The organism is Paenibacillus sp. KS-LC4, from assembly GCF_036894955.1.
GTDB lineage: Bacteria > Bacillota > Bacilli > Paenibacillales > Paenibacillaceae > Pristimantibacillus.
This window is the reverse complement of the sequence record NZ_CP145905.1, coordinates 6,110,284-6,135,526: the sequence shown is the minus strand read 5'-3', so window position 1 is coordinate 6,135,526 and position 25,243 is coordinate 6,110,284. Positions and strand designations below refer to the sequence as shown.

17 protein-coding genes are annotated in these 25,243 nt (G+C 48.5%); 11 read left to right on the top strand and 6 right to left on the bottom strand.

All coding sequences use genetic code 11. The features are described 5' to 3' along the window. Positions 1-73: 73 nt before the first annotated feature. Positions 74-3,178 carry a copper amine oxidase N-terminal domain-containing protein gene (locus tag V5J77_RS26030; RefSeq protein WP_338553687.1) on the bottom strand — a complete coding sequence of 1,035 codons (3,105 nt, stop codon included), beginning with the start codon at positions 3,176-3,178 and terminating at the stop codon, positions 74-76. 407 nt (positions 3,179-3,585) lie between these two features. Here V5J77_RS26030 and V5J77_RS26025 point away from each other — a divergent pair, with 407 nt between their 5' ends. Then, positions 3,586-6,843: a hypothetical protein gene (locus tag V5J77_RS26025; RefSeq protein WP_338553686.1), complete on the top strand. Its 3,258-nt coding sequence runs from the start codon at positions 3,586-3,588 to the stop codon at positions 6,841-6,843. 337 nt (positions 6,844-7,180) lie between these two features. Continuing rightward, positions 7,181-10,342: a hypothetical protein gene (locus tag V5J77_RS26020; protein ID WP_338553685.1), complete on the top strand. Its 3,162-nt coding sequence runs from the start codon at positions 7,181-7,183 to the stop codon at positions 10,340-10,342. A 136-nt stretch (positions 10,343-10,478) separates the two neighbouring features. Here V5J77_RS26020 and V5J77_RS26015 read toward each other — a convergent pair whose 3' ends face one another. Continuing rightward, entirely contained in the window at positions 10,479-11,027 is a 549-nt protein-coding gene (locus tag V5J77_RS26015; RefSeq protein WP_338553684.1) for a hypothetical protein, read from the bottom strand. Between the two features lie 173 nt (positions 11,028-11,200). Between V5J77_RS26015 and lepB the strand changes: the two genes are divergently transcribed. The 4 genes from lepB to V5J77_RS25995 all read left to right on the top strand — a co-directional run bounded on the left by lepB (position 11,201) and on the right by V5J77_RS25995 (position 14,837). Further along, entirely contained in the window at positions 11,201-11,761 is a 561-nt protein-coding gene (gene lepB, locus V5J77_RS26010) for a signal peptidase I (protein ID WP_338557080.1), read from the top strand. 194 nt (positions 11,762-11,955) lie between these two features. Then, positions 11,956-12,612: an alpha/beta hydrolase-fold protein gene (locus V5J77_RS26005; RefSeq protein WP_338553683.1), complete on the top strand. Its 657-nt coding sequence runs from the start codon at positions 11,956-11,958 to the stop codon at positions 12,610-12,612. After that, positions 12,609-13,379 carry a class III extradiol ring-cleavage dioxygenase gene (locus V5J77_RS26000; RefSeq protein WP_338553682.1) on the top strand — a complete coding sequence of 257 codons (771 nt, stop codon included), beginning with the start codon at positions 12,609-12,611 and terminating at the stop codon, positions 13,377-13,379. The genes V5J77_RS26005 and V5J77_RS26000 overlap by 4 nt, the downstream gene beginning before the upstream one ends. 36 nt (positions 13,380-13,415) lie before the next feature. Next, positions 13,416-14,837: a hypothetical protein gene (locus tag V5J77_RS25995; protein ID WP_338553681.1), complete on the top strand. Its 1,422-nt coding sequence runs from the start codon at positions 13,416-13,418 to the stop codon at positions 14,835-14,837. A gap of 48 nt (positions 14,838-14,885) precedes the next feature. Here V5J77_RS25995 and V5J77_RS25990 read toward each other — a convergent pair whose 3' ends face one another. Both V5J77_RS25990 and V5J77_RS25985 read right to left on the bottom strand, forming a co-directional pair. Further along, a complete protein-coding gene (locus V5J77_RS25990; protein WP_338553680.1) occupies positions 14,886-15,536 on the bottom strand; it encodes a pentapeptide repeat-containing protein in 651 nt (216 codons plus the stop codon). Between the two features lie 48 nt (positions 15,537-15,584). Then, the gene (locus V5J77_RS25985) at positions 15,585-16,286 is read right to left on the bottom strand and encodes an AraC family transcriptional regulator (protein WP_338553679.1); all 702 of its coding nucleotides are present in this window, start codon (positions 16,284-16,286) and stop codon (positions 15,585-15,587) included. 196 nt (positions 16,287-16,482) lie between these two features. On the opposite strand from V5J77_RS25985, the gene V5J77_RS25980 reads away from it, so the two are divergent. The 3 genes from V5J77_RS25980 to V5J77_RS25970 all read left to right on the top strand — a co-directional run bounded on the left by V5J77_RS25980 (position 16,483) and on the right by V5J77_RS25970 (position 21,239). After that, positions 16,483-18,789, top strand: coding sequence for a beta-L-arabinofuranosidase domain-containing protein (locus V5J77_RS25980; RefSeq protein ID WP_338553678.1), 2,307 nt, complete (start codon positions 16,483-16,485; stop codon positions 18,787-18,789). A gap of 281 nt (positions 18,790-19,070) precedes the next feature. After that, complete coding sequence (locus V5J77_RS25975) at positions 19,071-20,084, top strand: NADP-dependent oxidoreductase (RefSeq protein WP_338553677.1); 1,014 nt, start codon at positions 19,071-19,073, stop codon at positions 20,082-20,084. Between the two features lie 138 nt (positions 20,085-20,222). Continuing rightward, positions 20,223-21,239 carry an SDR family oxidoreductase gene (locus tag V5J77_RS25970; protein ID WP_338553676.1) on the top strand — a complete coding sequence of 339 codons (1,017 nt, stop codon included), beginning with the start codon at positions 20,223-20,225 and terminating at the stop codon, positions 21,237-21,239. 19 nt (positions 21,240-21,258) lie between these two features. Here V5J77_RS25970 and V5J77_RS25965 read toward each other — a convergent pair whose 3' ends face one another. Then, complete coding sequence (locus V5J77_RS25965) at positions 21,259-22,308, bottom strand: trifunctional transcriptional activator/DNA repair protein Ada/methylated-DNA--[protein]-cysteine S-methyltransferase (protein WP_338553675.1); 1,050 nt, start codon at positions 22,306-22,308, stop codon at positions 21,259-21,261. 226 nt (positions 22,309-22,534) lie between these two features. On the opposite strand from V5J77_RS25965, the gene V5J77_RS25960 reads away from it, so the two are divergent. After that, positions 22,535-22,876, top strand: a complete 342-nt coding sequence (locus V5J77_RS25960; protein WP_338553674.1) for a zinc ribbon domain-containing protein YjdM — start codon at positions 22,535-22,537, stop codon at positions 22,874-22,876. Between the two features lie 24 nt (positions 22,877-22,900). Then, a complete protein-coding gene (locus V5J77_RS25955; RefSeq protein WP_338553673.1) occupies positions 22,901-23,965 on the top strand; it encodes an LLM class flavin-dependent oxidoreductase in 1,065 nt (354 codons plus the stop codon). A gap of 141 nt (positions 23,966-24,106) precedes the next feature. Here V5J77_RS25955 and V5J77_RS25950 read toward each other — a convergent pair whose 3' ends face one another. Next, entirely contained in the window at positions 24,107-25,186 is a 1,080-nt protein-coding gene (locus tag V5J77_RS25950; RefSeq protein WP_338553672.1) for an ABC transporter substrate-binding protein, read from the bottom strand. Positions 25,187-25,243: the final 57 nt, after the last annotated feature.

The following is a 25,243-nucleotide window of genomic DNA, read 5'->3' as shown; positions in this document are numbered from 1 at the left end:
ATGAGCTAGAAAAGGCCGGAAACCCACCGAGGGGTTTCCGGCCTTTCTGCGTACATCTTGCTTCTATTCAAACTTAAGCTCCTGCTGGCTGATCAGGAGAGGGAGTTGGTGCTACAGGCGCCACTGGCGTCGGCATTAGCACGGCCGCCGAAGGATCGGACAAGGCATTCGCACCGCTATTGGCTACAGAAAGGACATATACACGATAATTGGTGTCAAATGCTAGTGGCTGTCCGCTCACATCGGATGTGCTTCTGGAGAGCGTCAGCATGGCTTCAGCTGGCGATGTCGTATAGTTGCCCGATGCACTCGCCGCAGCGAGGTTGAAGCTGCCAGCATCGGCTTCTTTCACGATAAACACGCGATATTGCGAGATATTACGCCCATCAGTCGGTTTCGTGAAGGATACTTGAATTTCCTGACCGCTTGCGAGCAGGGTTGCATTAACGGCGGTTGCTGCTGCTGCCGGAGGCAGCGGTACAGGCAGTGTAATAGGTGCAGAAGCGGAAGACAGCGCATTAGTGCCTGCCGAGCTGCCGCCGCCAATGGACAATACAAATACTTGATAGCTGACGCCAGCTTGGATAAACTCTCCAGCTGTGTCGCGAGTGTTGCGAGTAAGCACTTTGCTTGGTGTATCGCTTTTATTGACTGCGGTAAAATAATCAGGCTGAGTAATCCGATTTGCCGTGGTCAGATCAAAACCGCCAGCATTCGCACTTTTGACGATAAAAATCCGGTAATGATCAATATTCGTATCGTCCGTAGGCTTGGTGAAATCAACCTTGATATCTTGACCGCCATTGTATTCAGCTGCAACGACATTGGCTGCGGCAGATACGCTCTTAGCTGTCAGTGTAATAGCTGCTGAACCGAGGGACAGCGCATTAGTGCCAGCGGAGCTGCCGCCGCCAACGGACAATACAAATACTTGATAGCTAATATTATTTTGAATGAGATCGCCATTAACATCCCGAGCCGTTGCAGCGAGCACCTGGCTAATATTTCCGCCTGTCTTTGCTACGGTCGTATAGTTATTGGCGTTGCTCACGGCGTTAGCCGCCGCCAGATTGAAGCTGGCTGCATTAGCGGCCTTAACGACGAAGACGCGATAATGGTTCAGATTGGTTTCATCAGCTGCTTTGGCGAAGGCAACGAGCAAATCCTGTCCATTGTTAAACTCGTTTACGTCACTGACCGCCACATTCGTTGCTGCTGTTACAGCACCGGAGGACAGCGTGATCGCTACCGAGCTGCTGGAAAGGGCGTTATCGCTAGTCGTGCTGCCATTTCCAACGGACAATACGAATACCTGATAGCTGATGCCATTTTGAATAAGCGCTCCATTAATGTCACGAGCTGTCGCTGGCAATACTTGATTAATATTGCCGCCTGTTTTGGAAACGGCCGTATAATAGCTGGAATTCGTTATACTGTTCGCTGCCGCCAGATTGAAGCTGCCTGCATTTGCCGTCCTAACGACGAAGATCCGGTAATGGTTTATGCTGCTTTCATCTCCAGCTCTTGTGAATGAAACACGCAAATCCTGTCCATTGTTGTAGTCACTCACGTCGTTTACGCCAACATTTGTGACACTGCTAACCCCTGTGCTATAAAGAGCAATACTGGAGGAGGCATTGGACAAGGTGCTGGAATAGGTGGAGCTGTTGTTCGTAACACCCATCACGAATACGCGGTAGGCAACACCATTAATAATGGAGTTTCCCTTCACGTCTCTTGCGCTGGAAGAGAGAATTTGGCTGTAGCTGCTGCTTCCATTTCGAGAAACATCGGTATATCTTCCCGACGCTACATTATTCGCCTCGTTTAAATTAAAGCTTCCGTAATCAGCCTCTCTGACGACGAAAATACGATAATAGCTAATCCGGGACTCATCCGATGCCCGGTTGAAGTTAACGCGCAAATCGCGTCCATCCCCATAGTTGCTCACATCGGCTACGCTCGTAATAGACGGAGTATAGCCAGAGGAGGAGCCAAGCGTCGCAGACGAAGAAGCCGAGGACAAGGTATTAGAAGTGGTGCCGACGCTGCTGCTCATGGAAAGAACATAAGCCGTATAGGCTACCCCATTTTTAATAAATTCCCCCGAGCTGTCCCTCGCCGAGGAGCTGAAGCCTGTACTCATCGTACTGCTGCCGGTTTTGGAAACGGTCGTGTAATAGGAGCTATTAAGCGAGTTTGCTGCTGCCAGATCAAATCGGGAGGCATTCGCCGTTTTTACAATAATAACCCGGTAGCTGGAAATGTTGCTTTCATTGGAGGCGCGGTTAAAGCTGACTGAAAGGTCACGGCCGTCACCGAAATCGCCAACATCGCTAATTCGTACATTCGATGCCGCATCAACCGTCAATTTCGCGCTCAGGGTGATGGATGCGGAAGCGCTGGATAGCGCATAGCGATCGTTATTGCCAACGGTCAAAATAAATACTTTATAAGGCAGATTAGAGCGAAGCAGCGCCCCGTCTGTATCTCTTGTTTGAGCCGTTAATACATTGTTTTGGTAAGCAGACGATGTAGGAAGTGCCGTATAATTCGTACTGCCTACAATTTGCGCTTTAGCCAAATTAAAGGACGCAGCCTTGTCTGCCGGAACGACAAGAATGCGGTAGCTGTTCACGTTCGTCATGTCGGAGGGAGGTATGAAATTAACCTGCAAATCTCTGCCGTCTCCATATTGGCTAACCGTGGACACGCTCACCGAAGTAGCTGCGCCAACACTTACGGATGCAGCTGTAGTAATGCGCACACTCCTTGTTTTTGAGTCCCATTTGACATCTTCGCCAAGCGACTCGCTGACGAAGCGGACAGGGACGACAGTTCTTCCCTTAATCGAACGGGCTGGGGCGTCCAGTGTAACGGTTGTATTGTTAATCGTAGCCGTTCTTGCACCCAGTTTAAGAACAACGGTCGTATCGCCCTTCGTGGCGGTTACCGTTTTGGTTTTTTGACTCCATAATACTTTGGCATCTAAAGCTTCAAAAATCCCGCGCAAAGGCACAAAGGTGCTGCCTGAAATAATAATAGCGGGTTGATCAGTTTGCAGCACTTGCCCATCGATATAAATGTTAATATCGGTTGATGCTGCCTGCGCTACAGGCTGAAGTAACACAAAAAACAGCGTTGCAAAAGCAGCTAGAGCGGAAATCATTTTTCTCATCGCGTTCATATCCCCTCTGGATCATTCTTCCATCATTTTCTGGATCGATAATAAGACGAGGCAAGGCGATTAAATGTTTCTGTTTATTCATATTTTGTTCATAAAAATCTACTGCTCCGGACAACGGGATGCTGAGAGATTTAAAATGCGACGATTTGAGGGAGTTATACTAAGAGGCTAACCAGGCAGTCCCTCTTGTAGGGGCTGTCTTTTGTATATGAAATGTCCATGCTTAAATGTCATTAATTGACGAAAATTTGGATAATTTAGTTCATAATCCGTTCAGAGCGGTTTGTTAATATTAGTCTAGCTGGAAGCTTATAGGCTCTACAGCTGGGAAGCTAAGTTGTTGCTTGGATTAGCATAGCTTGCAGTCAATATGAAATAATCTCAGGGAGGCGAAGGGATTGGCAACTGATACGAATAACATCAGTGGAGACGGAGCTGTTCAAGGGCATATAGAACGTGATTGGACAGCAAACCAAATGCAGTATTCGAGCGTCCAGCGCGTACAAAAAGGAAATAAGGTTTACTTAACAGCTGTTGATCTTTCTTTAACCTCGCAATACCTACAGAATTCGTCTGTTCACTATTTCATTCATGCAGATACTATTCACTTAGCGGGCAGGCTTGAGGTGAAGGGAAGAGATATTACAATTAATGCTCGTATTATTTCTTCGGATGGGGAAGTCATTATTGATACATCGGCCGATAAGGTGACGCTGGCAGATCATTTTATGCCAGGAGCGGTTATAGCTAATAAAGCTAAAGCTCTAGGTGAACATGGCAAAAGCGGTCCTAATGGACGAAACGGCGGGCAGGGACCCTCTGCTGGCAACATTACATTAGCAGCTGAGCAGTTTAATTTGGGCGGCCAGCTAAAACTCGTTGCGAACGGCGGCAACGGCGGTCGTGGAGAGGATGGCGGATGCGGGGGCGAAGGTGCAGAAGGCTCAGAGGGCTCCGATGCCGAGGCAGGTTTTTCTGTTACTGATGCCACTGTAGGAGGTAATGGAGGCAATGGCGGTAATGGAGGGAATGCAGGAAAATCTGGTAATGGAGGCAATGGAGGAACTATTTTTGTAGGCTATGTCGTTCCGTCCAAAGAGCATTTCATTACAATGGAAAGCAAGGGTGGATTGGCTGGCGAGTTAGCAACTCCGGGAAAGGGAAACGTAGGGGGCATGGGTGGAATAGGCGGTCGTAAATTGAGGATGCCTCCTGCAATGGAGGAAAATAAAAATTTTTGGAATACTTTGCCTCTCCCAGCTTTTTCAAAATATATTCTAGGTAATGAACGTGAATCAAGCGGGGAATATGGGGAAAAAGGAAATGATGGACAGCCTGCTGTTCCCGCTTTAGATGGACAACCAGGAATTTGCGGCATCAAAAATGATGGACAGCCTGCCGCTATTCAATACAAGCATTTTTATGGGGCTATGCAAGCCGCACAGCTGCTAGAGAGTAGCCCAAATGTGGATAATCTTGAGCCTGAGCTGCAAGCCATACGTTTAATGGATCAGCGTTTATTCGGTACATTGGAACAAAAAACACTGACCCTGCACACAGCTGGCATAGCGTATTTAGCGGGGAATGAAGATAAAATTGAAGAAGCGGCGAAGCTGCTCGATTGGTTGCTAAAGACGCTTCCAGATGCTGCATGGTTTGATAAGCTTCAATACGTTATGGAGCAAGCGGAATTGAAAACCGAGCATAATGAGGAGGGCAAGTCATTCATTCATTTTGGAAAAAAAGTGCTGTCCGACTCGCTCCAGTGGCTTGTATTGCGCAACAAAGCCTCCATACTAGTGGCTCAGCTTAGTCAAGGTCTCGACTATTTTGGTCACCCATGGAACTGGGTTCCACTTATGCCGCTTGATCGCTACTTGGTGCTTGGTAATCATCTCATTACTGCGGCTCAGCAGGCGGAGGATTTATACAAGGGTTATTTGCAGGCTCAGTCCAATCAAGACAGTCGGGTTGCTATTATAAAGAAAGGGCTGGATGCCTCCAATAAAAAGTATAAGGAATTTGAGAATCGCAGAGAGGAGCTCGTTTATGTGCGAGAGAGCCTCAAGCAGGATATAGATACAAAGCTAGCTGATGTAAAAAGCAAAGGCGAAGCTCTACAGAAGACTGCAACCGATTTTGTAGAGGCTTTACGCAGAGAGCTGCGAATAGATTCGTTAAAGCTTACAGTGGATTTAATTGTAACGGGAGTCGCTTTGGCAACGGGTGCTGCTCCTGTAGTAGGCGCTCTGAAGTCTGGCGGAGCAATTGCCTCTGCTATTAGCAATTTGAGGAATGACGGCAAGGCTAATGTTATTAAAGAAGACGATAAAAGTGATAGGGCTAGGGCAATTAAGAAGGAGAAGAGGGAGCAAGAGAAGGAGCTTTCGAAAGCGCTTGGCAATGTTAAAAATACAGCGGCTGCCGGGTATGCGTTATATAAGCAGGGCGGAGGATTGCTAGACCTCTCAAACCAAATAGATGGCGCAAAGAAAACGTTTGGATATAACTCCACCTTACTGGCAATGTCCCGCGAAGAGTTTGAGGAAATGCTTGCACCGGTCTTCAGCAAGGTTCCGGAGGCTGCCGGACAGTATCGTAAACATTTTTATGAATTTTTGAATGTAGTAGAGGATTATCAAAACAAGGTGCTTGCGTACAATGGATTTTATTTGGAGGATCAGAGGCTAGCAACGGAGCTGATCAGAATCCATGCCGAAGAAGATCGCTTGCGCCAGAGGCTAGGGGACAATAACGACGAGAGCTTGCAGCTGTTTCATTCATATATTTATGACTTGTACAGTCAAGCTAAGCTTGCCTTAATTGATTTCCTATATCAGGAGTATCAGGCTTACCGATATATGGTGCTCAGCGATGTTCGCTTTCCTAAAATTAAGGGCAGTCATGTTGCAGAGCTAAGTATGGCCCATGCCGAGATTACTAGTCAATTAACAAAAGCGCTCAATGACTCGGAAGGCCCGACGCAGCCCTTTACCGATATTAAATTTATTTTTAATGAGGGTACCTTCCCAGAGCAGTTTCAAGCTATGCGTGAGGGGAAAGCAGCGGTCTTCTCCATCTCGCTTGATAACCAGTCTATTCGGGAAAAGATAGCTGGAAAAGCGCATTTGGTGGTGAGCGATTGCTCGATTGAACTGCATGGAGCACGCCAATCCCCAGGTAATGTGCATGTCGAATACACACACGCTGGTTCAACGGCGTTTCTGGATCGGTACGCTAAGCGGCATGATTTTATTCATAACAGTACCCTCGGTTATTATGAGTATGAGGTTTCCTTTCAGAAGGGGCGCGGGACAGGCGGTATCGTAGAAAAGTATAAACCTAAAGCTGGCGGGGTAGTTGGAGACGATAAAAATCGAATATTGCCGGGACTGCTCTCGGTGTGGTCCATTAAGGTGCCTACGGTTGATTTAGCTAATATGCCACTGAATGAAGGGGTCAATCTGGGCAACGTCAAGAAAATCGTGATGACGCTAAAGGGGAAATCAGAAGCTTATACAGATAAGGTGCCAAGCAGCCGATTGCGTGCAGTAGAGCTTTCTGCCAAGCAAATACAAGCCATTCCCGATCATGATTTCTTTGCCGTGGCGGATGAACAGAAGCAAGATGCAGAAATCATTGTAATCGAGCTGTAATTATTAATTATAAGCTGTATATGCAGCGTTTGTTTATTCACAGGCCAGCCCGCTTGAGGGCTGGTTCTTTTCCTATATTCGGAAAGGGTGCTTTTGTTCGTTCGAAGGATTTTTTTGAGGAAGGCCGCTTCTTTATCGGATTTACATGCTTCTTGTCGGAGTTTGTCATTTTGCTGTCATTTTTTAGAGGAGAATATGGTTCAATATTCGTTCAGAACGATTTGATATGATGAATTCAGTGAAAGCTTACAGGCTTTTACAGGGATAATGCCGTCAGATATGGGAAGTAATCTGGTTTTTCGCTATTTTATGAGGAAAATACAGGGAGGCGAAGGGAATGCCAACGAAAGATAGTACGACTGGTAACAATAGACCTGCGCAGCAAAATGTGGAGCAGGAGTGGCTGGCTAATCAATTAAAGTATTCGAATGTTCAGCGTGGCAAGAGGGGGAATACCGTTTATTTGACGGCTGCTGATTTCACTTTAACCTCCGAATATTTAAATGATGATACAAGTAATTATGTTATTCATGCGGATACCGTTTGCCTATCGGGTGAGCTTATAACGAAAGGAAAAGATATTACCATTAATGCCCGTATCATCTCCTCTGAGGGGAAGGCTGTAATCAACGCATCGGGCAAAGAGCCTGAAAAAGACTTTTCTGAGACGGACCATGCTAAAGAGGGTACAGGAGCAACCAATCCGGGCCAGTCAGGAACGAATGGGTCAGATGGCAGAAATGGTGCAGATGGTTATAATGGCGGCGCCATTACATTGGCGGCAGAACGTTTTGAGCTGCAGGGCGAATTGAAGCTGATCGCTAACGGCGGCCGAGGCGGGCGCGGGGAAAATGGCGGAAAAGGAGGCACAGGTAAGGAAGGTATTAAAGGAATAGACTACAAAATTAATCTTTTCTTTGACGACGATCCAACGGATGGTACCGACGGCGGCAACGGAGGCAACGGCGGGAATGCTGGAGCCTCTGGAGATGGCGGCAACGGAGGAGATATTGTGGTCGGCTACGTCATCTCCGCCAATGAGCACTACATTACGATGGAGAGCAAGGCGGGCAAGGCTGGTGAGCAGGCAGTCCCCGGCAAGGGAGAAAGTGCAGGAAAGGGCGGCCAAGGCGGTTGGTTTTATTACAAGAAGTTTGTGGCAGGAAGTAGAGGCGGCTATTATTATGCCCGTAGTGATCGGAGGGCAAAGGACGGGAAAGACGGAACAAACGGCAAAGATGGCGAGTACAAGGAGGCTGCAACAGACGGCAAGCCGGGACGCTGCGGAATGAATAATGATAGTAAACCTGCGTCTATTGATTATACCGATTTCTTCGGCAGCTTTGAGGTGGTACATCGGTCAGAAGATTCCAAGCTGCTCGTTTTTGATCAACGGCTAATGGGATCTCTAGAGCAAAAAAGCCTTACGCTGCACAAAGCCAGCATTGCTTATCTGGCTTCGAGCGAGGAGCGTTTAGAAGAAGCGGCCGTTCTTCTGAGCTGGCTGCTTAAAACGATGCCGAATGCAGATTGGTTTGAGGAGCTCCGCTACGCGGCGCTGCATGAGGTGCATGATGATGAGGAGCACCGGTTTGAAGATTTTAAAAGCCATATGCTGGAGGTTTCGCTTCAGTGGCTGGCTCTGCGTAACAAAGCTGCTATTCTAATCGCACAGCTCAGCCAAGGGCTTGATTATTTCGGACATCCTTGGAATTGGGTTCCGCTCATGCCGTTCGACCGTTATTTGGAGCTTGGCGGCAACTTAATAACAGCTGCCCAGCAAGCGGAGGATTTATATAAGGATTATTTAAACGTGCAGGGCAATCAAGACAGTCGGGTGCGGGTCATAAAGGATGCCCTAGCTCAATCCTCGGACAAAGCAGTAGATATAAAAAAACGCAAAGAAGTGCTTGTTAAAGAAAGAAACGAGCTTAAGCATAATATCGACGCGATGCTGAAGGATGTACACAGCAAAGGTGATGAGCTGCAGAAGAAAGCGACTGATTTTGTCGAGGCACTGAAAAACGAGCTGCGTGTGGAGTCGCTGAAGATAGCAGTAGATATAGTGGTTACTTGTGTTTCATTGGCTACGGGTGTGGCTCCTGTCGTTGGAGCACTCAAAGTGGGCGGCGCTTTGCGCTCGGCGATTAACAATCTAGCGACTGAGGGTAAGACGATTGTTATAGACGAAGCCTTCAAAAGCGATAAGACCATTAAGAAGGAAAAGAAAGAGCAGGAGAAGGAGCTATCCAAATCGCTGGACTCGGTTAAGAAGACTGCGGCAGCCGGCCGTGCGCTGTGGCAGCAGGGCGGCGGCTTGATCGACCTGACGAAGCAGATGAATAACGCGCAAAAGGAATTCGGATATAACACGGCCCTGATGACGATGTCACGTGAGGAATTTGAGGAAATGCTGAAGCCGGTTTACAACAAGGTTCCCGAGAAAGCGGGAGAATACCGGAAGGCGTTTTATGAATTCCTTAATGTGGTCGAGGATTATCAGAATAAAGTGTCAGCCTACAGTGCGTATTTCCTGGAGGACGAGAAACTGTCGGCTGAGCTAATTGAGCTGCAAGCCAATGAGGACCGCTTGCGCCAAAACCTGGGAGACGGTATGGACGCAAGCCTGCCGCTGTTCCATAATTATATTTTCGAACGCTTCAGTCAGGCTAGGCTTGCCTTGATCGACTTCCTCTATCAGGAATATCAGGCATTCCGCTATATGACGCTTGGCAATGACCGCTTCCCGAAAATCAAAGACAGCCATGTTGCAGAGCTGAGCGGTATCCATGCCGATGTGGTCGTCAAGCTGAAAAATATGCTTAATGCTGCGGATAGCGCCATTCAGCCGTATGAAAATATTAAGTTTATTTTTAAAGAGGAAACGTTCCCGGAGCAGTTTACAGCGCTGCGTGCAGGCGCTGCGGCTGTATTCTCCTTATCGCTTGACAACCCTCTCATCCGAAGCAAAATCGCCGGGAAAGCGCATATGATGGTGAGCGGCTGCAAGGTTGTTCTGCCTGGAGCGCGTGATACGGAAGGGGAAGTATATGTTGATTTTATGCATTCTGGTTCCTCCACCTTCCTTGATCGAGATGCCCAGCGACACGATTTTATTCATAAAAGCAGCTTAGGCTTATATCAATATGATGTGAACCTTCAGCCTGATGGAGAGAAGCTCACCTTTATGGCAGGTGGCGTTGTAGGCGATGGCCGTACCCGGATTATGCCAGCCCTGTTATCCGTCTGGTCCATTAAAGTCCCTAGCGTTGATTTGGCTGGCATGTCGATAAACGACGGCGTCAATTTGAACAACATCAACCGAATTGAGATGACTGTTGAAGGCAAAGCAGAGGCTTATGCGGCGCCGCGGACAAATGACCGACTAAAGGGATTTGTCGTATCCAAGCCAAATGCGGATCAAGCGGGCGATACCGAGCTGTTTGCGGCACCTCCTGTGGAGGAGCGCGAGATTCACTATACTGTCATCGAGCTGTAAGTCGGATTTTTAATGCAGGAATGGAATTATAGCTTGTGAAGGATATTTGAGGTCAGCTCAGCGGTGAGCTGACCCTTTTTTATTTCGTTTGAAGGAATGACGTAAAAAGGAGCATGATCATTTTTTTATGTGAAAGCTAGAGGAACGCGTGTATTAAAAATAAAATAGTGAAAGCGAGGCCCGACCGCAAATGCCATTTTCGATCCAGACGTTTGTATCTAAACAAGCCTGAGACGGGCACGGGAAGCAGCATGAGCAGAGCCAGCAAACCGGTTATATTGCTAAAATCCAGCTTAATGCCGTACATAAACACAGCGACCGCATGGAGCAAAATAAAGGCTATCGCAATAATGGCAATTGGCGTATGCCATCTTCGTGCGAAGCGCAGCAGGGTTGCGAGTCCTTTTTTGACCTGACTCCGCTGATCCCATATTCGAAGCTTAATGAGTACCAGCAGCACATAGTTTGCGAGAACCAAAAACAAGGCGATGCGAGCATTTGAGCCGAAGTCTTTAAACGTATGCTCAAACCTGCGATTGTGCACAGTTGCAGAAGGTAGATGAGCAAGGCTCCAGAGCTCCCATATGACAAATACCATGGATAAAATGACGGCTCCCAAAACCCATTTACGGTCTTTTGCAGGAATCCATTGTGTTTTTAATGTAGGCGCTTTCCCAGTGTCCATGGCGTGCTCCCTCCAATATAAGATTTACGATTAACATACCCGATTATGCTGAAAATAATATTAAAAGTTTACAAGTATGCACGAATGGGGGGTGTCATGCTCCAAGTTTGCATGTAGTAGAGGGAATGTTATAATTTAACTATTATATGGACGAGGAGGATGACGTGATTAAAATGAAAACGTTGAAGGAAATTAGCAGTTGGGTAGGCACATTCGGCATAGCCATTGTACTTTCATTAATTATTGGCGTATTTGTTATTCAGCCCTATAGGGTTGATGGCCATTCCATGGACCCTACCTTGCAGGATCAGGAACGGATTTACGTCTCGAAAATTTCTCATACGTTGTCCAAGCTTCCCGAATATGGTGATATAGTCGTCATCGACAGCCGAGTGAACAGGGATAGATATTTAACAGACGATCTTTTGGAGCATCCGCTGCTTCAGCTATTTATGGACAACAATACGAATGACAATAAAGTGTTTTATGTAAAAAGAGTGCTTGGCAAACCCGGCGATGTGCTGGAGTTTAAGGAGCATAAAACCTATCGCAACGGCGTAGCGCTGGATGAGCCCTACTTAAATGAAACGATGAATTTTGTTTCGGATCGGCAATGGACCGTTCCAGAGGGGCATATTTTTGTTATGGGTGACAACCGCAATCATAGCAGTGATAGCAGAGAAATTGGCTATATTCCGCTCGATCATGTGATGGGCATAAAAAAGTTCCCTTAAGAAGCCAGATAGATCGTAGTCTAATTAAAAAAGAAACCAAACAGCGCGTGCCGATCCTAGATCAGCACGCGCTGTTTACATGCGTCATGCGTCAAAAGCGGTCACAGCGATTTTCCTGTTGACCAAAGTCCTAGCTTCACTATATATTTGTAATACAGAACTTTAATTATTAATACTAATATTTGAGGAGGGTTATGATGAACCCCGCTTATCATTATGACGTTCACCTGCCGGAGCATGCGAGTGCAGGCCGAACATACCCCGTTATTTTCACCCTTCATGGGAAAGGCTCGAATGAGGCGAACATGCACGGACTGGTAGCGCCTTTGGCGAAGGAGTTTATTATAATTAACATCCGTGGCGACCTTAGGCTTGGTGCCGGATACCAATATTATGAGCTGAAGAGCCTAGGCAACCCGATTCGGGACATTTTTGACCGGGCGGTGCAGCAGCTTGAAGCATTTATTGAATATGCAACGGAAGCATACCCGATAGATGCGAGCCAGCGCTATGTACTGGGCTTTAGCCAAGGGGCGATTTTATCAATGACGCTTGCGCTTACGATGGGGAGCCAGTTGAAAGGCATTGTTGCGCTGAACGGCTATGTGCCCGAATTTGTCAAAAATGAATATGTGCTGCAATCGCTGAAGGACGTCTCGGTTTTTGTATCGCATGGGGAATTTGATTCCGTGTTTCCAATTCGGATTGGACATGAAACGGCGGGTTATTTTCAAGCGCTGACGCCGCATTTCACCTTTAAAACCTATCCAACTGACCATGGTGTTTCCGTGGAGAATCAGCAGGATTTTCTAGCTTGGCTTACTAACGACAAGGGGGAACAAGCACAATGATGCCCGCATACTTTTTTGCTCATGGAGCGCCGTCTATTGTACTAGAGAGTAATAGTTACACGGCTTTGTTGAACAGCTTTAAGGAGCAGATGCCACAGCCTAAAGCCATTGTGCTTTTTTCAGCCCATTGGGAGCAGACGGTACAAAGCGTAGGAGCAGCGCCGGTATACAGCACCATTTATGATTTTTCTGGCTTTCAGGATGCCCTGTATGAAATGACTTATCCGGCGGAAGGCAATCGGCAGCTTAGCGAGGATATTCAAGCCTTGTTCGCGGAGCATGGCATTCCAAGCGTGCTGGATGAGGAAAGAGGCCTTGATCATGGTGCGTGGGCAGTGCTCAAGCTGATTTATCCGGATGCGGACATTCCGGTCATTGCGCTCTCGGTCAATCGTCATTTAGACAATGAGCAGCAATACGAAATTGGCAAGGCATTAGCAGCACTTAGAGAGCAGGATGTGCTCATTATTGGTAGCGGCGGCACGGTTCATAATCTCAGAAGGCTGAATTGGCAGTCCGAGGGGATTGACGAGTGGGCGGAATCGTTCGATAATTGGCTGCAGAGCAAGCTTGAGGCATGGGATCTCCCCGCGCTATTCAATTATAGGGAGCAAGCTCCTTATGCGCAGGAGGCAGTGCCGACAAATGAGCATTTTATCCCGCTGCTGCTGGCTATGGGTTCGGGCGACAAGCTGCGTCAAGCGACGTTGCTTCATCGCAGCTATCAGTACGGCAATTTAAGCTTAAGCTGCTGGAGGTTTAACTAGAAAGCAGCAGTAGCAGCAGAAGAGAAGGCGAAGGTCATGATAGTTGGGACAAAGGCAGTGATCGACAGAGCGATTGTTTTTGCTCTCGCTGCCGTTTTTATTTTTCAGCAGCTTACACACTTTGAGCCGCTGGTTTATGTGCTCGGCGGGTTATCCTTTTTGGCGGTGCTCCTGCTGCTGCCTAAGCTTAAGGGCGTAGCGCGATGGCTTACACTCTTTTTTATGACGGGCGGAATGGCGCTCATGCTCGTTCAACAGCAGGACGTCGCCTATTGGTTTAAAGCTGCTAGTATGAATGCGACGTTGGTGACCTTATTCGTATTTGCCCCGTTGTTCGGCATTCCAGTAAGGCTGCCAGAGTATGTCGCCGCGCTTAAACGTTTTTATGAAACACGCATGCGCAGCAGCTCAGCCCTGTTTATCGGTACACAGCTTATGACGCATATCATGGGCGGGTTTATTAACGTCGGATCTATTCCCGTCGTCTATCACTTGGTGTTCGTTAAGCCGCGTTCTGAACGCTTATCCGGGCTGCTTGCGAATGCGTTGAATCGCGGCTTTGGCGGCGCGATTTGCTGGTCGCCCTATTTTGCTGCGATGGCGCTCGTCACCTCGTCACTCAAGCTGAATTGGTCAGCGCTCCTGCCCTATTTAATCGGGCTGTCACTGATCAGTCTGCTGGCAAGTGTAGTTGTTGATTTCAAGCTTCTGCGAGCGAAGGATGAGTCAAACGAGCTTCTGGCTGTGGAAGCGGGAGGGTCAAGCAAGGAAACCGTGGAAGCAGGCGACAGTCAGAAGGAACAGAGTGGTGAGCAGGACAAAGGGGAATCCGCTTCCTTCCCGATTGGGCTTGGCCTCTATTTGCTGCTGGCGACGGCGGCCATTCTTCTGCTAGAGCAGCTGATTGAGCTTCCGATGGTGCTGATCACCTGTATGGCGGCGGTTGTTTTTCCACTTCTGTGGTGCCTTGCGAAAGGCGCTTTGCCGACATTTCGGCAAGGACTGAACAATCATTTAACCGTCACGCTGCCCGCTTTGCAGAAGGAGATTACGCTGTTTTTAGCCGCAGGCTTCTTCAGCGGATCAATCAGTGCTACAGGCTTTGGGGATGTCATTCCCTCCCTGCTTGGATATATCCCGCTCCCGATTGCATTATCGTTCTCGATTTTCACAATCGTTATCCTTGCATCGACCTCATTAATTGGACTGCATCCGATTGTATTGGTGACGATTCTTGCGAGCAGCATAGACCCGGCCGCCGTGCAGATTAGCCCCATTTATTTCGGCGTATTGCTGCTGGGAAGCTGGGGGCTGTCCAATCCCATTTCTCCCGCTTCGGCGGCTAACAATTTGCTGGCGGGGCTTTTCAACAAGTCGACTTTCGGGCTGGCTCGGCCGAATTATAGGTTTGCCGCCCTTATGGGGCTGGCGCTGTTATTGTATTTAATGTTGCTTTGAATGGAAAGGGCGCCCTTCATGGATGCCCTAATATTTTTATAATGGCCCTTACTCCTTCAAAATCAACCCAAACAGCGACACAAACACATAAGCCTGCTCCCGAGAAATCGTGCAATCCTTCAAATCCTCGGGCGCTACGGCGATCCCATTGAATTCGCAGGTGCTCAAATCAAGGCCGGCCAGCTTCGTATTTGAAAATTGGGCTTGGTCCATTTGGCACTGGGAAAGCTCAAGCTTTTGCAGCTTTGCAAAGCTGAAATCGCTTTTGCCCATCGAGCTATCCTGTAACGATACCTGCTTCATATCGGACATTCTAAAATTGGCGTAATCGGCCAAATTATCCTTCCAAACCATGTTTCGCAGCGTTGCGCCTGTCAAATTAATGCCGATCATTTTGCAGTTTTTGAACACGGTCCGGTGGATGATGGCATCGCTAAAATCGGCGTTCGACAAATCACATTTGTCGAAAATCACATCCGTCAATTCGACCTCATGCAGCGCAGTCTCGGTAAAAGTGACATTTTTGAAAATAATTTTGTCGAAAATCACCTTACGTGCCTGCTGCCCATCCCATACGCAATCCTGGATCATGCCCATTTCAAAAAAAGCATGAGCTTGCAGCTCAGTCTGCTCCAGCACAGGCAGTTCAGCTGGCAGAATCGGTGCCTCAATCGCCGTCGCCTTCTTCTTTTTACTCATACGATCATCTCCTAAGCTTCTTCCAGCTGGTTTGTCCATATTCAACCTTTAAATATTCAATGGTGTCGAGTATAAGATATTGCGATAATCACTCGGTGTCATGCCCTCATAATGCTTAAAGGTTCGCAGAAACAGCTTATAATCGGAAAAACCACATGCTCCGGCAATTTCCTTTACGCTCAAATTGGTGTTCAGAAGCTTCAGCTTCGCCCGGCTGATGCGCTGCGTCAAAATATAAGCTTTAATGCCCATCCCTTTCTCCCGCTTTACAACCTTTGAGATGTAATCCTTATTAAAGCTGAACACCTCGGCAATTTTACGGACATTAATGTCCAGATGCAAATGGGCATCAATCCATTTGCAAATGTTATCGACGATGGCGTGGGGGGCATGATTTTGCTTGTCAATCGTCCGCGCAAGCTCATTCAATAATAACAATAACGCGGCATTTGCCTCCTCAGCCGAAAAAGAAGAAACGTGCAGCAGCTGCTTAAACAGCTGATTAATCGTCGAAGGTCCTTCAATGGACACATGGGTAGGATAGCTCTGATATTTCTCTAGCTTCGTACCGAAATGCACCCAATAAAAGCTGACGGGTGATTCGCTTTTCCGGTATCCGTAATGCGTCAAGCCGTGCCTTAGAAGCAGCATATCTCCCGGACGGACGACATACTCCCTTTCTTCCTCGGCGATGAACATTTCGCCCTCCAGCATCATAATAATCTCATCATGCAGCATATTTCGTCTCATGTGTGACCAGTTGCCCTCGGATATGAATTTACCGCATAGGCAGTGACTCAGCTCTTCATTCATATAGACTGATTTATCCACCTTTTCTTTGATTATGAGCCTGATTATTTCGATTTTTATTTGATAAGATACTACCATGAATGATTCGTAAAGAATAGCAAATAGCTGATTTTAGGTCTAGGGAGGACTCATAAATATGGCAAAAATAAATCAAGGCTTCGTCAGCCAAAGTGACGTACGGCTGCTTGACGGACTTTTTAAAACGTCACAAGAGGTTGGCGAGCGTTACCTGCACGAGCTTAATATCGACCGCTTCCTCGCCCCATGCTATGAGGCGCATGGTTTGACACCCAAGCAGCCGCGGTACGAAGGCTGGGAGGCCAGAACGATCAGCGGGCATTCGCTCGGGCATTATATGTCGGCACTTGCCGCCACCTATCAGGCGACAGGCCACGAGGAGCTAAAAGAGAGGCTGGATTATGCCGTATCGGAGCTTGCAGGCATACAAGCAACGACCGGAAGCGGTTATGTTGGAGGCTTGGTCGAAACGCCCTTTATCGAAGCCTTTAAAGGTACGGACATTGGTGGCTTCAGCATGAATGGGTATTGGGTGCCATGGTATAGCGTGCATAAAATTTATCAAGGCTTAATTGATGCTTGCACACTGACGGGAAATGAGGAGGCTTTGCGCGTTGTCAAAGCCTTTGCTGATTGGGCAGTCGAGGGACTGTCGCAATTATCGGAGGAACAAATCCAGCATATGCTGGAATGTGAGCATGGCGGCATGAATGAAGTATTTGCACAGCTGTACGGCCTCACAGGAGAAGCCGTCTATATGGAAGCAGCCATTCAATTTACGCATAAAGCCATCATTTCGCCGCTGGAGCAGGAGCGGGACGAGCTGCAGGGCAGGCATGCCAACACGCAAATTCCGAAGGTCGTCGGTGTGGCTGGCATTTATGAGCAGAACAAAAATTACACCAGCTATCGCACAGCAGCCGAATTTTTCTGGCATACGGTGACCGGCAGGCGCTCCTATGTTTTTGGCGGGAGCAGCCTCTCCGAGCATTATGAAGCGATGGATATGGAAAGCTTGGGCATTAAATCGGCGGAGTCTTGCTGTACGCATAATATGCTGGAGCTGACCCAATATTTATTTGGCTGGGAGCAAGACAGCTCGTATATGGATTATTATGAAAATGCCTTGTACAATCACATCCTCGGCGCGCAGGACCCGGATAACGGCAATAAAACCTATTTTGCCTCGACGCTGCCGGGCCATTTCAAAATTTACGGCACCCATGATTCCGCTTGGTGGTGCTGTACGGGAACGGGCATGGAGAACCCAGGTAAATACGCCGAGGCGATTTATTTTGAAAATCAGGACGATCTGTATGTGAACTTATATATAGCCTCCGAGCTGGAATGGAAAGCCAAGGAGCTAGTCATCCGGCAGGAAACAAGCTTTCCGTATTCGGACACGGTGAGGCTTGTTATTGCTGAGGGAACGGCAGAGGCTAATCTCAAGCTGCGCGTGCCATCTTGGCTTTCGGGTGAGATGGTAGCGGTCGTCAACGATGAGCGCAAATATGCTGCAAGTCAAGCTGGCTACCTGACCATCAGTGGCACATGGAGCAAGGGGGATCAAATCATCCTCACGCTGCCAATGGCACTGAGAAGGTACAACGCCAAGGATAGTGCAAGCAAGATCGCCTTTCTTTATGGGCCTATCGTGCTTGCGGGCAAATTTGGCAATGAGGGTCTTCCCGAGGATACGATAGTAGATGAGACGGCGTTAAGCATGAAGACGGCAGATGTGCCCGTGCTATGGACGGAAAGTGAAAATTTATCCGACTTCATTACCCTGCGGGACGCTGCTACGCTCACGTTTGATATAGCGAAAGAAGTGACCTCCGATGGAAAAGGGGCTACGCTTATTCCTTTCTACGCCTTGCATCATGAGTTTTATACGGTGTATTGGAATTTGAATGACGAGGGTGATGCGTTCGAGAAGAAGCTGAATAAGGTGACCATCGACAGCGTAGAGCCGGACGGTCAGCAGGATGAGATCGGGCATCAGCTTCAAGGTAACTGCTTGACGAGTGCCTATAATGGATCATTCACGGATAATCAGAACAAGCTGCACATGTGGAGAGAAGCTTTTGGCGTCAGCGATGCCTACTTCAGCTACCGCCTTGCGGTTGATGGCGCGAGCATCAATCATCTTTGCGTAGCTTATTGGGGCGGCGATTATTTCCGATTCGAGCATGAAGGGACGGCATATAACCGGGAGTTTGAGGTGCTTGTCGATAATGAGATCGTCGGAGATCAGACGATCCATTGCAACAAAATCGGGCATGTTTTTTATGTAACCTATGAGATGCCAGAGTCACTTACACGAGAGAAAACCAGTGTTATTGTCACGTTTAAAGCAAAGTCGCTTGCCAGCTGCGCGGGCCGCGTGGCTGGAGTTAGAACGATAAGTGCGGTAGTCAGCCCATAAGGCTGCGGTACAAAAACAAGTCAAGCAACCGGCGCCATAAGAGGCTCCGGTTGTTTTGTCGTTTTCAACGCTTGGATCATAGATACGCTAATTGCGAGCATGGCTCAGCGGAAACGGTTCGATGAAAATCGAACATTGAAACTTTGTCTTCCGTATGTTACTTTCTTAAATACAACTACAGCTATGTTAATAAACAGCTTGATTGTGGCTTGGGGGCTTCTGGCATACCGCCCGTCAAAATGGGAATATTATTTTAAAACGAGGAAGAAGGTTTTTGAATCATGAACCAAGCATTAAATAACCAGATGATCGTTTTGGCTGCACGGCCTGAGGGCATGCCGACAGAGCAGCATTTTGCGATGAAGGACGCAGCGGTGGAGCAACCGGCAGAAGGTCAGGTTATCGTACGCAGCCTATATTTATCTGTTGATCCGTATATGCGGGGACGAATGAATGACAGCAAGTCGTACATCCCTCCATTTGCCTTGGGTGAGCCGATTGTAGGCGGTGTTGTGGGCGAAATTGTCGAATCGAACTCCGATCAGCTTGCAGTTGGGGACAAGGTGCTCGGTATGCTGGGCTGGAAGCTGTACAATGTCGTGGATGCCGCCAGCGTTCGCAAGGTGGATGATCAAGTAGCGCCTTTAGCGGCCTATTTAAGCGTTTTGGGGCTTACAGGGCTGACTGCCTATTTCGGTCTGCTGGATATTGGACAGCCTAAGGCGGGAGAAACCGTCGTCGTATCTGGCGCCGCAGGCGCAGTCGGCATGATTGTGGGGCAAATTGCCAAGCTCAAGGGCGCTCGTGTCGTCGGCATTGCGGGAACGGATGAGAAGACCAGTTATTTGAAGCAGGAGCTTGGCTTTGACGAAACGATTAATTACAAAACGGTCGGCGATCTAGGCAAAGCGCTGGAAGCGGCATGTCCGAATGGAGTCGATGTATATTTCGATAACGTAGGCGGCGAAATTTCCGATCAGGTGATGCTGCTGCTGAACACGCATGCGCGTATTCCGCTATGTGGAGCCATTTCCTCTTACAATAGCCAGTCGGGCGACATTGGCCCCCGGATACAGACGCAGCTGATCAAGACGCGCTCGCTTATTAAAGGCTTTGTGCTCGGTGACTACGCCGACCGTACGGCAGAAGGCATTCAGGCGCTAGGACAGTGGCTTGGAGAAGGCAAGCTGAAATACGAGGAGACGATTGTCGAAGGCTTCGACAAAGTGCCTCAAGCGTTTCTACAGCTGTTTGAAGGCAAGAATATGGGGAAAATGCTGGTTAAGATTCCTTAGGAAAAGCACAGCTCTCAAGAAGGCAACGACAAGGTATCGACAGTAATGTCGGTGCCTTTTTCTAGTCGATTTACTATGCTATCATAAAGAAGAAAAGAAGCAGCTTTTACAGCAAAACGATACTAACGGAGGTGTTTTATGAAAGCGCTCTTTATTGGAGGAACGGGTACGATTAGTTCTGCCATTACAAAGCAGTTAGTAGAGAGTGGATGCGAGCTTTATCTTTTGAACCGGGGAACTAGAAATGCTGTTTTGCCGGCAGGTGTTCATAGCATTAAAGCCGATATTAATAATGAGGAGCAGGTGGCGGCGCTTATAGCCGATCTATCATTTGATGTAGTAGCGGATTTCATCGCCTTCAAGCCAGAGCAACTGGAGCGTGATTACCGCTTATTCAAGGGGAAAACCAAGCAGTTTATGTTCATCAGCTCCGCCTCGGCCTACCAGACGCCGCTGTCTGATTATCGCATCACCGAGGGAACGCCATTATCCAATCCTTACTGGGAATATTCCCGCAACAAAATAGCATGTGAAGAGTATTTGACCAAGCAATACCGTGAGCATGGCTTCCCGATCACAATTGTAAGGCCAAGCCATACGTATGACGAGCGCTCGATACCGCTGGGCGTGCATGGCAATAACGGAAGCTGGCAGGTCGCAAGGCGTATGCTTGAAAATAAACCGGTCATCATCCATGGCGACGGCACTTCCCTCTGGACGATGACGCATAACAGCGATTTTGCCAAAGGCTTCATCGGACTGATGGGCAATATTCATGCCATTGGCGAAGCCATTCATATTACGTCGGATGAGTCGGTTACCTGGAATCAAATTTACGAAATAATCGCGGATGCGCTCGGCGTGAAGCTGAATGCGGTGCATGTGTCTTCTGATTTTCTGGCGGCGAGCAGTAAATATGATTTCCGAGGCGGCTTGCTGGGCGACAAGGCGAACTCCGTCGTCTTTGACAATGCGAAGCTGAAAAGACTCGTTCCTGACTTTGTAGCTACGACGAGGCTTGATCAAGGCATCAAGCAGACGGTTGCCCACATTCTAGCCAATCCTGAGCATCAGAAGGAGGACGAGGAATTCGATCTCTGGTGCGATAAAGTAGTGAATGCTCTGGCTGCTGCCGAGAAGGCTCTAGCCGAATAGCTCGTTTGAAGCGGCTGCTTCAGCATGATGCTTGTCTCTCATGCTGGAGCAGCCAATTTTTTCGGGATAATCCGCCGCCATAGCCGCCCAATTCACCGTTTGAATTAATAACGCGATGGCAGGGGATGAGGATAGCCAGCTGATTGGCTCCATTAGCCTGGGCGACTGCGCGAAAGGCTGTCGGCTTTCCAAGTGCTGCCGCAATATCGGAGTAGGAACGGGTTTCGCCCGGCGGTATTTGCACCAGTTGTGCCCATACGCTTTGCTGAAACGGCGAGCCTAATAAAAATAGCGGCGTCTTAAATTCCGTCAATGTCCCGTCAAAATAAAGCGCCAGCTCCCGTTCAATGGACTGAATGGATGCTGTTGTGCCGGGAATGATCGCGGATTTGGTCCTTTTGCGCAGCCGCTCGACCTCGCGCTCAAGGCCCCTCCGATCTACAAACTCCAACAAATACAAGTGCTGCTCATTGCCAATCGCCATCATCGGCCCAAGCCGCGTATCGATCCAAGCCGCCTTCAGCACTTTGCCATCTTCCAATAAAGTAGGAGCCGCCCCCATAATACGGGAGAAAGCATCGCGAAACCCGCTGCTGGATTCATAGCCGGTTGTGAGCTGTGTATCCATAACCGATTGGCCAGCTCTAATGTTTTTCAAGGCGATGCCCATACGGCGGGCACGGGCATATTCGACGAAGGTCATACCGAAGCGCTGCTTAAATTGGCGGCGAGCCGTTGATTCATCGACGGATAGATTTTTGAAATCCTGGCCCTTCCAGCGTTTTTCCGGATTTTGCTCCACCGCTTCGACGAGCAGGCGAACGACCTCTGACACTTGATTCGGGTGGGAAAGCGGCTGGCAGCGCTGGCAAGGGCGGAAAGACGCAAGCAAAGCCTGCTGCGCCGTTTCATAAAACTCGCAGTTTTCAAATTTGGGCTTGCGAGCCGGGCAGGTTGGCCTGCAAAATACCCCGGTCGTTTTAACTCCAACATAAAAAACGCCCTCATATTCGGTATTTTTCTCCACTAAGGCTCTATAGCATTCGGAATAACGTTCGGCAGGTATCATGGCGTGCGCCCCTTACTTTTCTGATGGGTTTTATTATATAGATTTCAGTCAACTGTTGCAGCCGAAAATCAGGCATTGATTTTTCACTTATATTTCACCGAGAAACGGCAGTTTTACCGCCGGAGGACGGCTTCAGCCGTTTACGCTTGCTATTTTACCGTTTATAATGAAACTTCCAAGTAAAGTCGTAACGATTATAGTAACAGGAATGGAGGGGCATGAATACATGTCTAGCTTGCCGAATTGTCCACAGTGTCAGTCAGAATATACATATGAGGATGGGCTGATGCTCGTTTGCCCGGAATGCGCGCATGAATGGAATGAGAATGCACAGGATAATGCCATTGAAGATGAGAAGGTTGTAAAGGACTCGAATGGCAATGTGCTGAGCGATGGTGATTCTGTCACGGTCATTAAAGACTTGAAGGTAAAAGGCAGCTCGCTCGTTGTCAAAATCGGCACCAAGGTCAAAAACATCCGTCTCGTCGACGGCGATCATGATATTGATTGCAAAATTGATGGTTTTGGCGCAATGAAGCTGAAATCGGAGTTTGTTAAAAAAATATAGAGCGGAAGCAGGAGGGATTGTACGATGGAAATAGGGATTAGTACGTTTGTCGAAACCTCGCCCGATGTAGAAACAGGAGAGGTGATGAGCCATGCTCAGCGTATACGCGAAGTCGTGGAAGAAATCGTGCTTGCGGATCAGGTTGGGCTTGATGTTTATGGAGTAGGGGAGCATCATCGCGAGGATTATGCGGCTTCCTCTCCAGTCGTTATTTTGGCTGCCGCTGCTGCACAAACGAAGCAGATTCGATTGACAAGCGCGGTTACGGTGCTGTCTTCTGCTGATCCTGTACGCGTATTTCAGGATTTTGCTACGCTGGACGGCATTTCAAATGGTCGTGCTGAAATTATGGCGGGGCGTGGCTCCTTCATTGAATCGTTCCCTTTGTTTGGCTACGATCTGGAACACTACAATGAGCTGTTCGAAGAAAAGCTGGCGCTGCTGCTGAAAATTCGCGAATCCGAAAAAGTAACCTGGGCAGGCGGTCATCGTCCAGCCATTAACAATCTGGGCGTTTATCCGCGCCCTGTTCAGAACCCGCTTCCGGTGTGGATTGGCAGCGGCGGCAACCAGGAATCGGTTGTTCGTGCCGGCCTGCTCGGCTTGCCGCTCGTTCTCGCTATTATCGGAGGCAGTCCGATGAATTTTGCGCCGCTGGTGCAGCTGTATAAGAGAGCCGCTGCTCATGCGGGGCATGATGCCTCGAAGCTGCCTATCGCTTCGCACTCGCACGGCTTTATTGCGGAGACGACGCAGCTTGCAGCGGACAAGTTTTTCCCTTCGACTCAAGCTGTTATGAATGTGCTCGGCAAAGAGCGGGGCTGGGGACATTATGACCGTTCCAGCTTTGATGCTGCTCGCAGCATTGAAGGCGCACTTTACGTAGGCGATCCCGAAACGGTTGCCCGCAAAATTATTAACCTGCGCAAGCATGTTGGCATTACGAGATTTTTGCTCCATACGCCGCTGGGTACGATGCCGCATGAGGACGTGATGAACGCGATCAAGCTGCTTGGTACAGAGGTTGCACCGCGTGTGCGCGAAGAAATTGCCAAGTGGGAAGCGGAAAACGAAGGAAAGACGAACTAGAATTGCGCTATGCGATAAAATAAGCGCCTCTTACTTGCGAGGTCAGCTCTGGCAAAGAGCTGACCTCGCACAAGTAAGAGGCGCTTTGTCGTATTCACCCGTGTAGGGACGGAGCTTGTCTGATTACTGGCTCCAGGAGGTTTATGAGGCTTTGGACAAATTCTCTCCTAGCTTCTCGACACCATCAAAGATGTGATAGCCGTAGCCCCAAAAATCATTGAAGTCGATAATGTATACTTTTTTGTTTTGAATAGCGGACATGCTTTGAAGCGCCGGATTGTCATAAATATTTTTCACCGATTCGTTGATGTCCGGTCCGCCTTTATAATCCGAGATGACTAGGAAATCCGGGTTTTTCGCAACGAGCTGCTCTGCGCTGATTTCACCGGATACGTCCGCAAAGACGTTGGTCACCTTCAATAGGCTAAGCGCTTCGGCCTGGAACGTATCATTATTTGCGCTGTAGATGGCAATGGAGTCTGGTGTGCTGCTGCCAATAAACGCAAAGCTCTGCTCCTGATTGCCGGCATACTTCGTCTCAAGATCCTTGGCGCGCTGTTGAAGACTTTGAACGAGCTCCTGAGCTTTATCCTGCACGTCTAAAATTTGACCCAGCTGCTCAATATCTTTATAAAGATCGTTTAGGACGGCACCAGGGCGGGAATTGTTTTGAACAAAGGTTGCAATATTCAGTTCATTAAGCGCATCGACAGTACCAACGCCCCAATCTGCATCCGCGAACAGATCACCGCGCCCAAGGACGATATCCGGGCTCGCGCCGACGACAAGCTCCTTGCCGACATAGCCTTCGGAAAGCACAGGGATTTTGGCGAACTCCTCGGCAATATCTGCTTCCACGTCACCGTATAGAGCGGCAACGCCAACCACTTTATCTGTCAGACCGAGACGGATTAAAATTTCCGCAGCAGACTGTGTATTGGCAACGATACGCTCCGGCGCTTTCTCGAACGTTTGCGTCTTCGGCTGGTAGGAGCCGCTTTCTGTCGACAATGTGTAATTTTCAATCGAGAGCGGATAAGTGGTTTTGCCGCCGGGATTAGGGGAAGCCTCCACTACTGCCGCTGAAGCCGTTGCTTCGGCGGAGGGGCTTGGGGAGATACTGCTGCCAGCCGAATTGGTGGAAGCGGAGGAGCAGCCGGCAGTTACTGCCAGAGCAAGGGGGAGAGCCAAAAACGTCATTTTACGTAAAAAACGGAACATAACCTACTAACCTCATTTCATTTATTGTCTTTAATTGACGAAGATAATCATTATCAA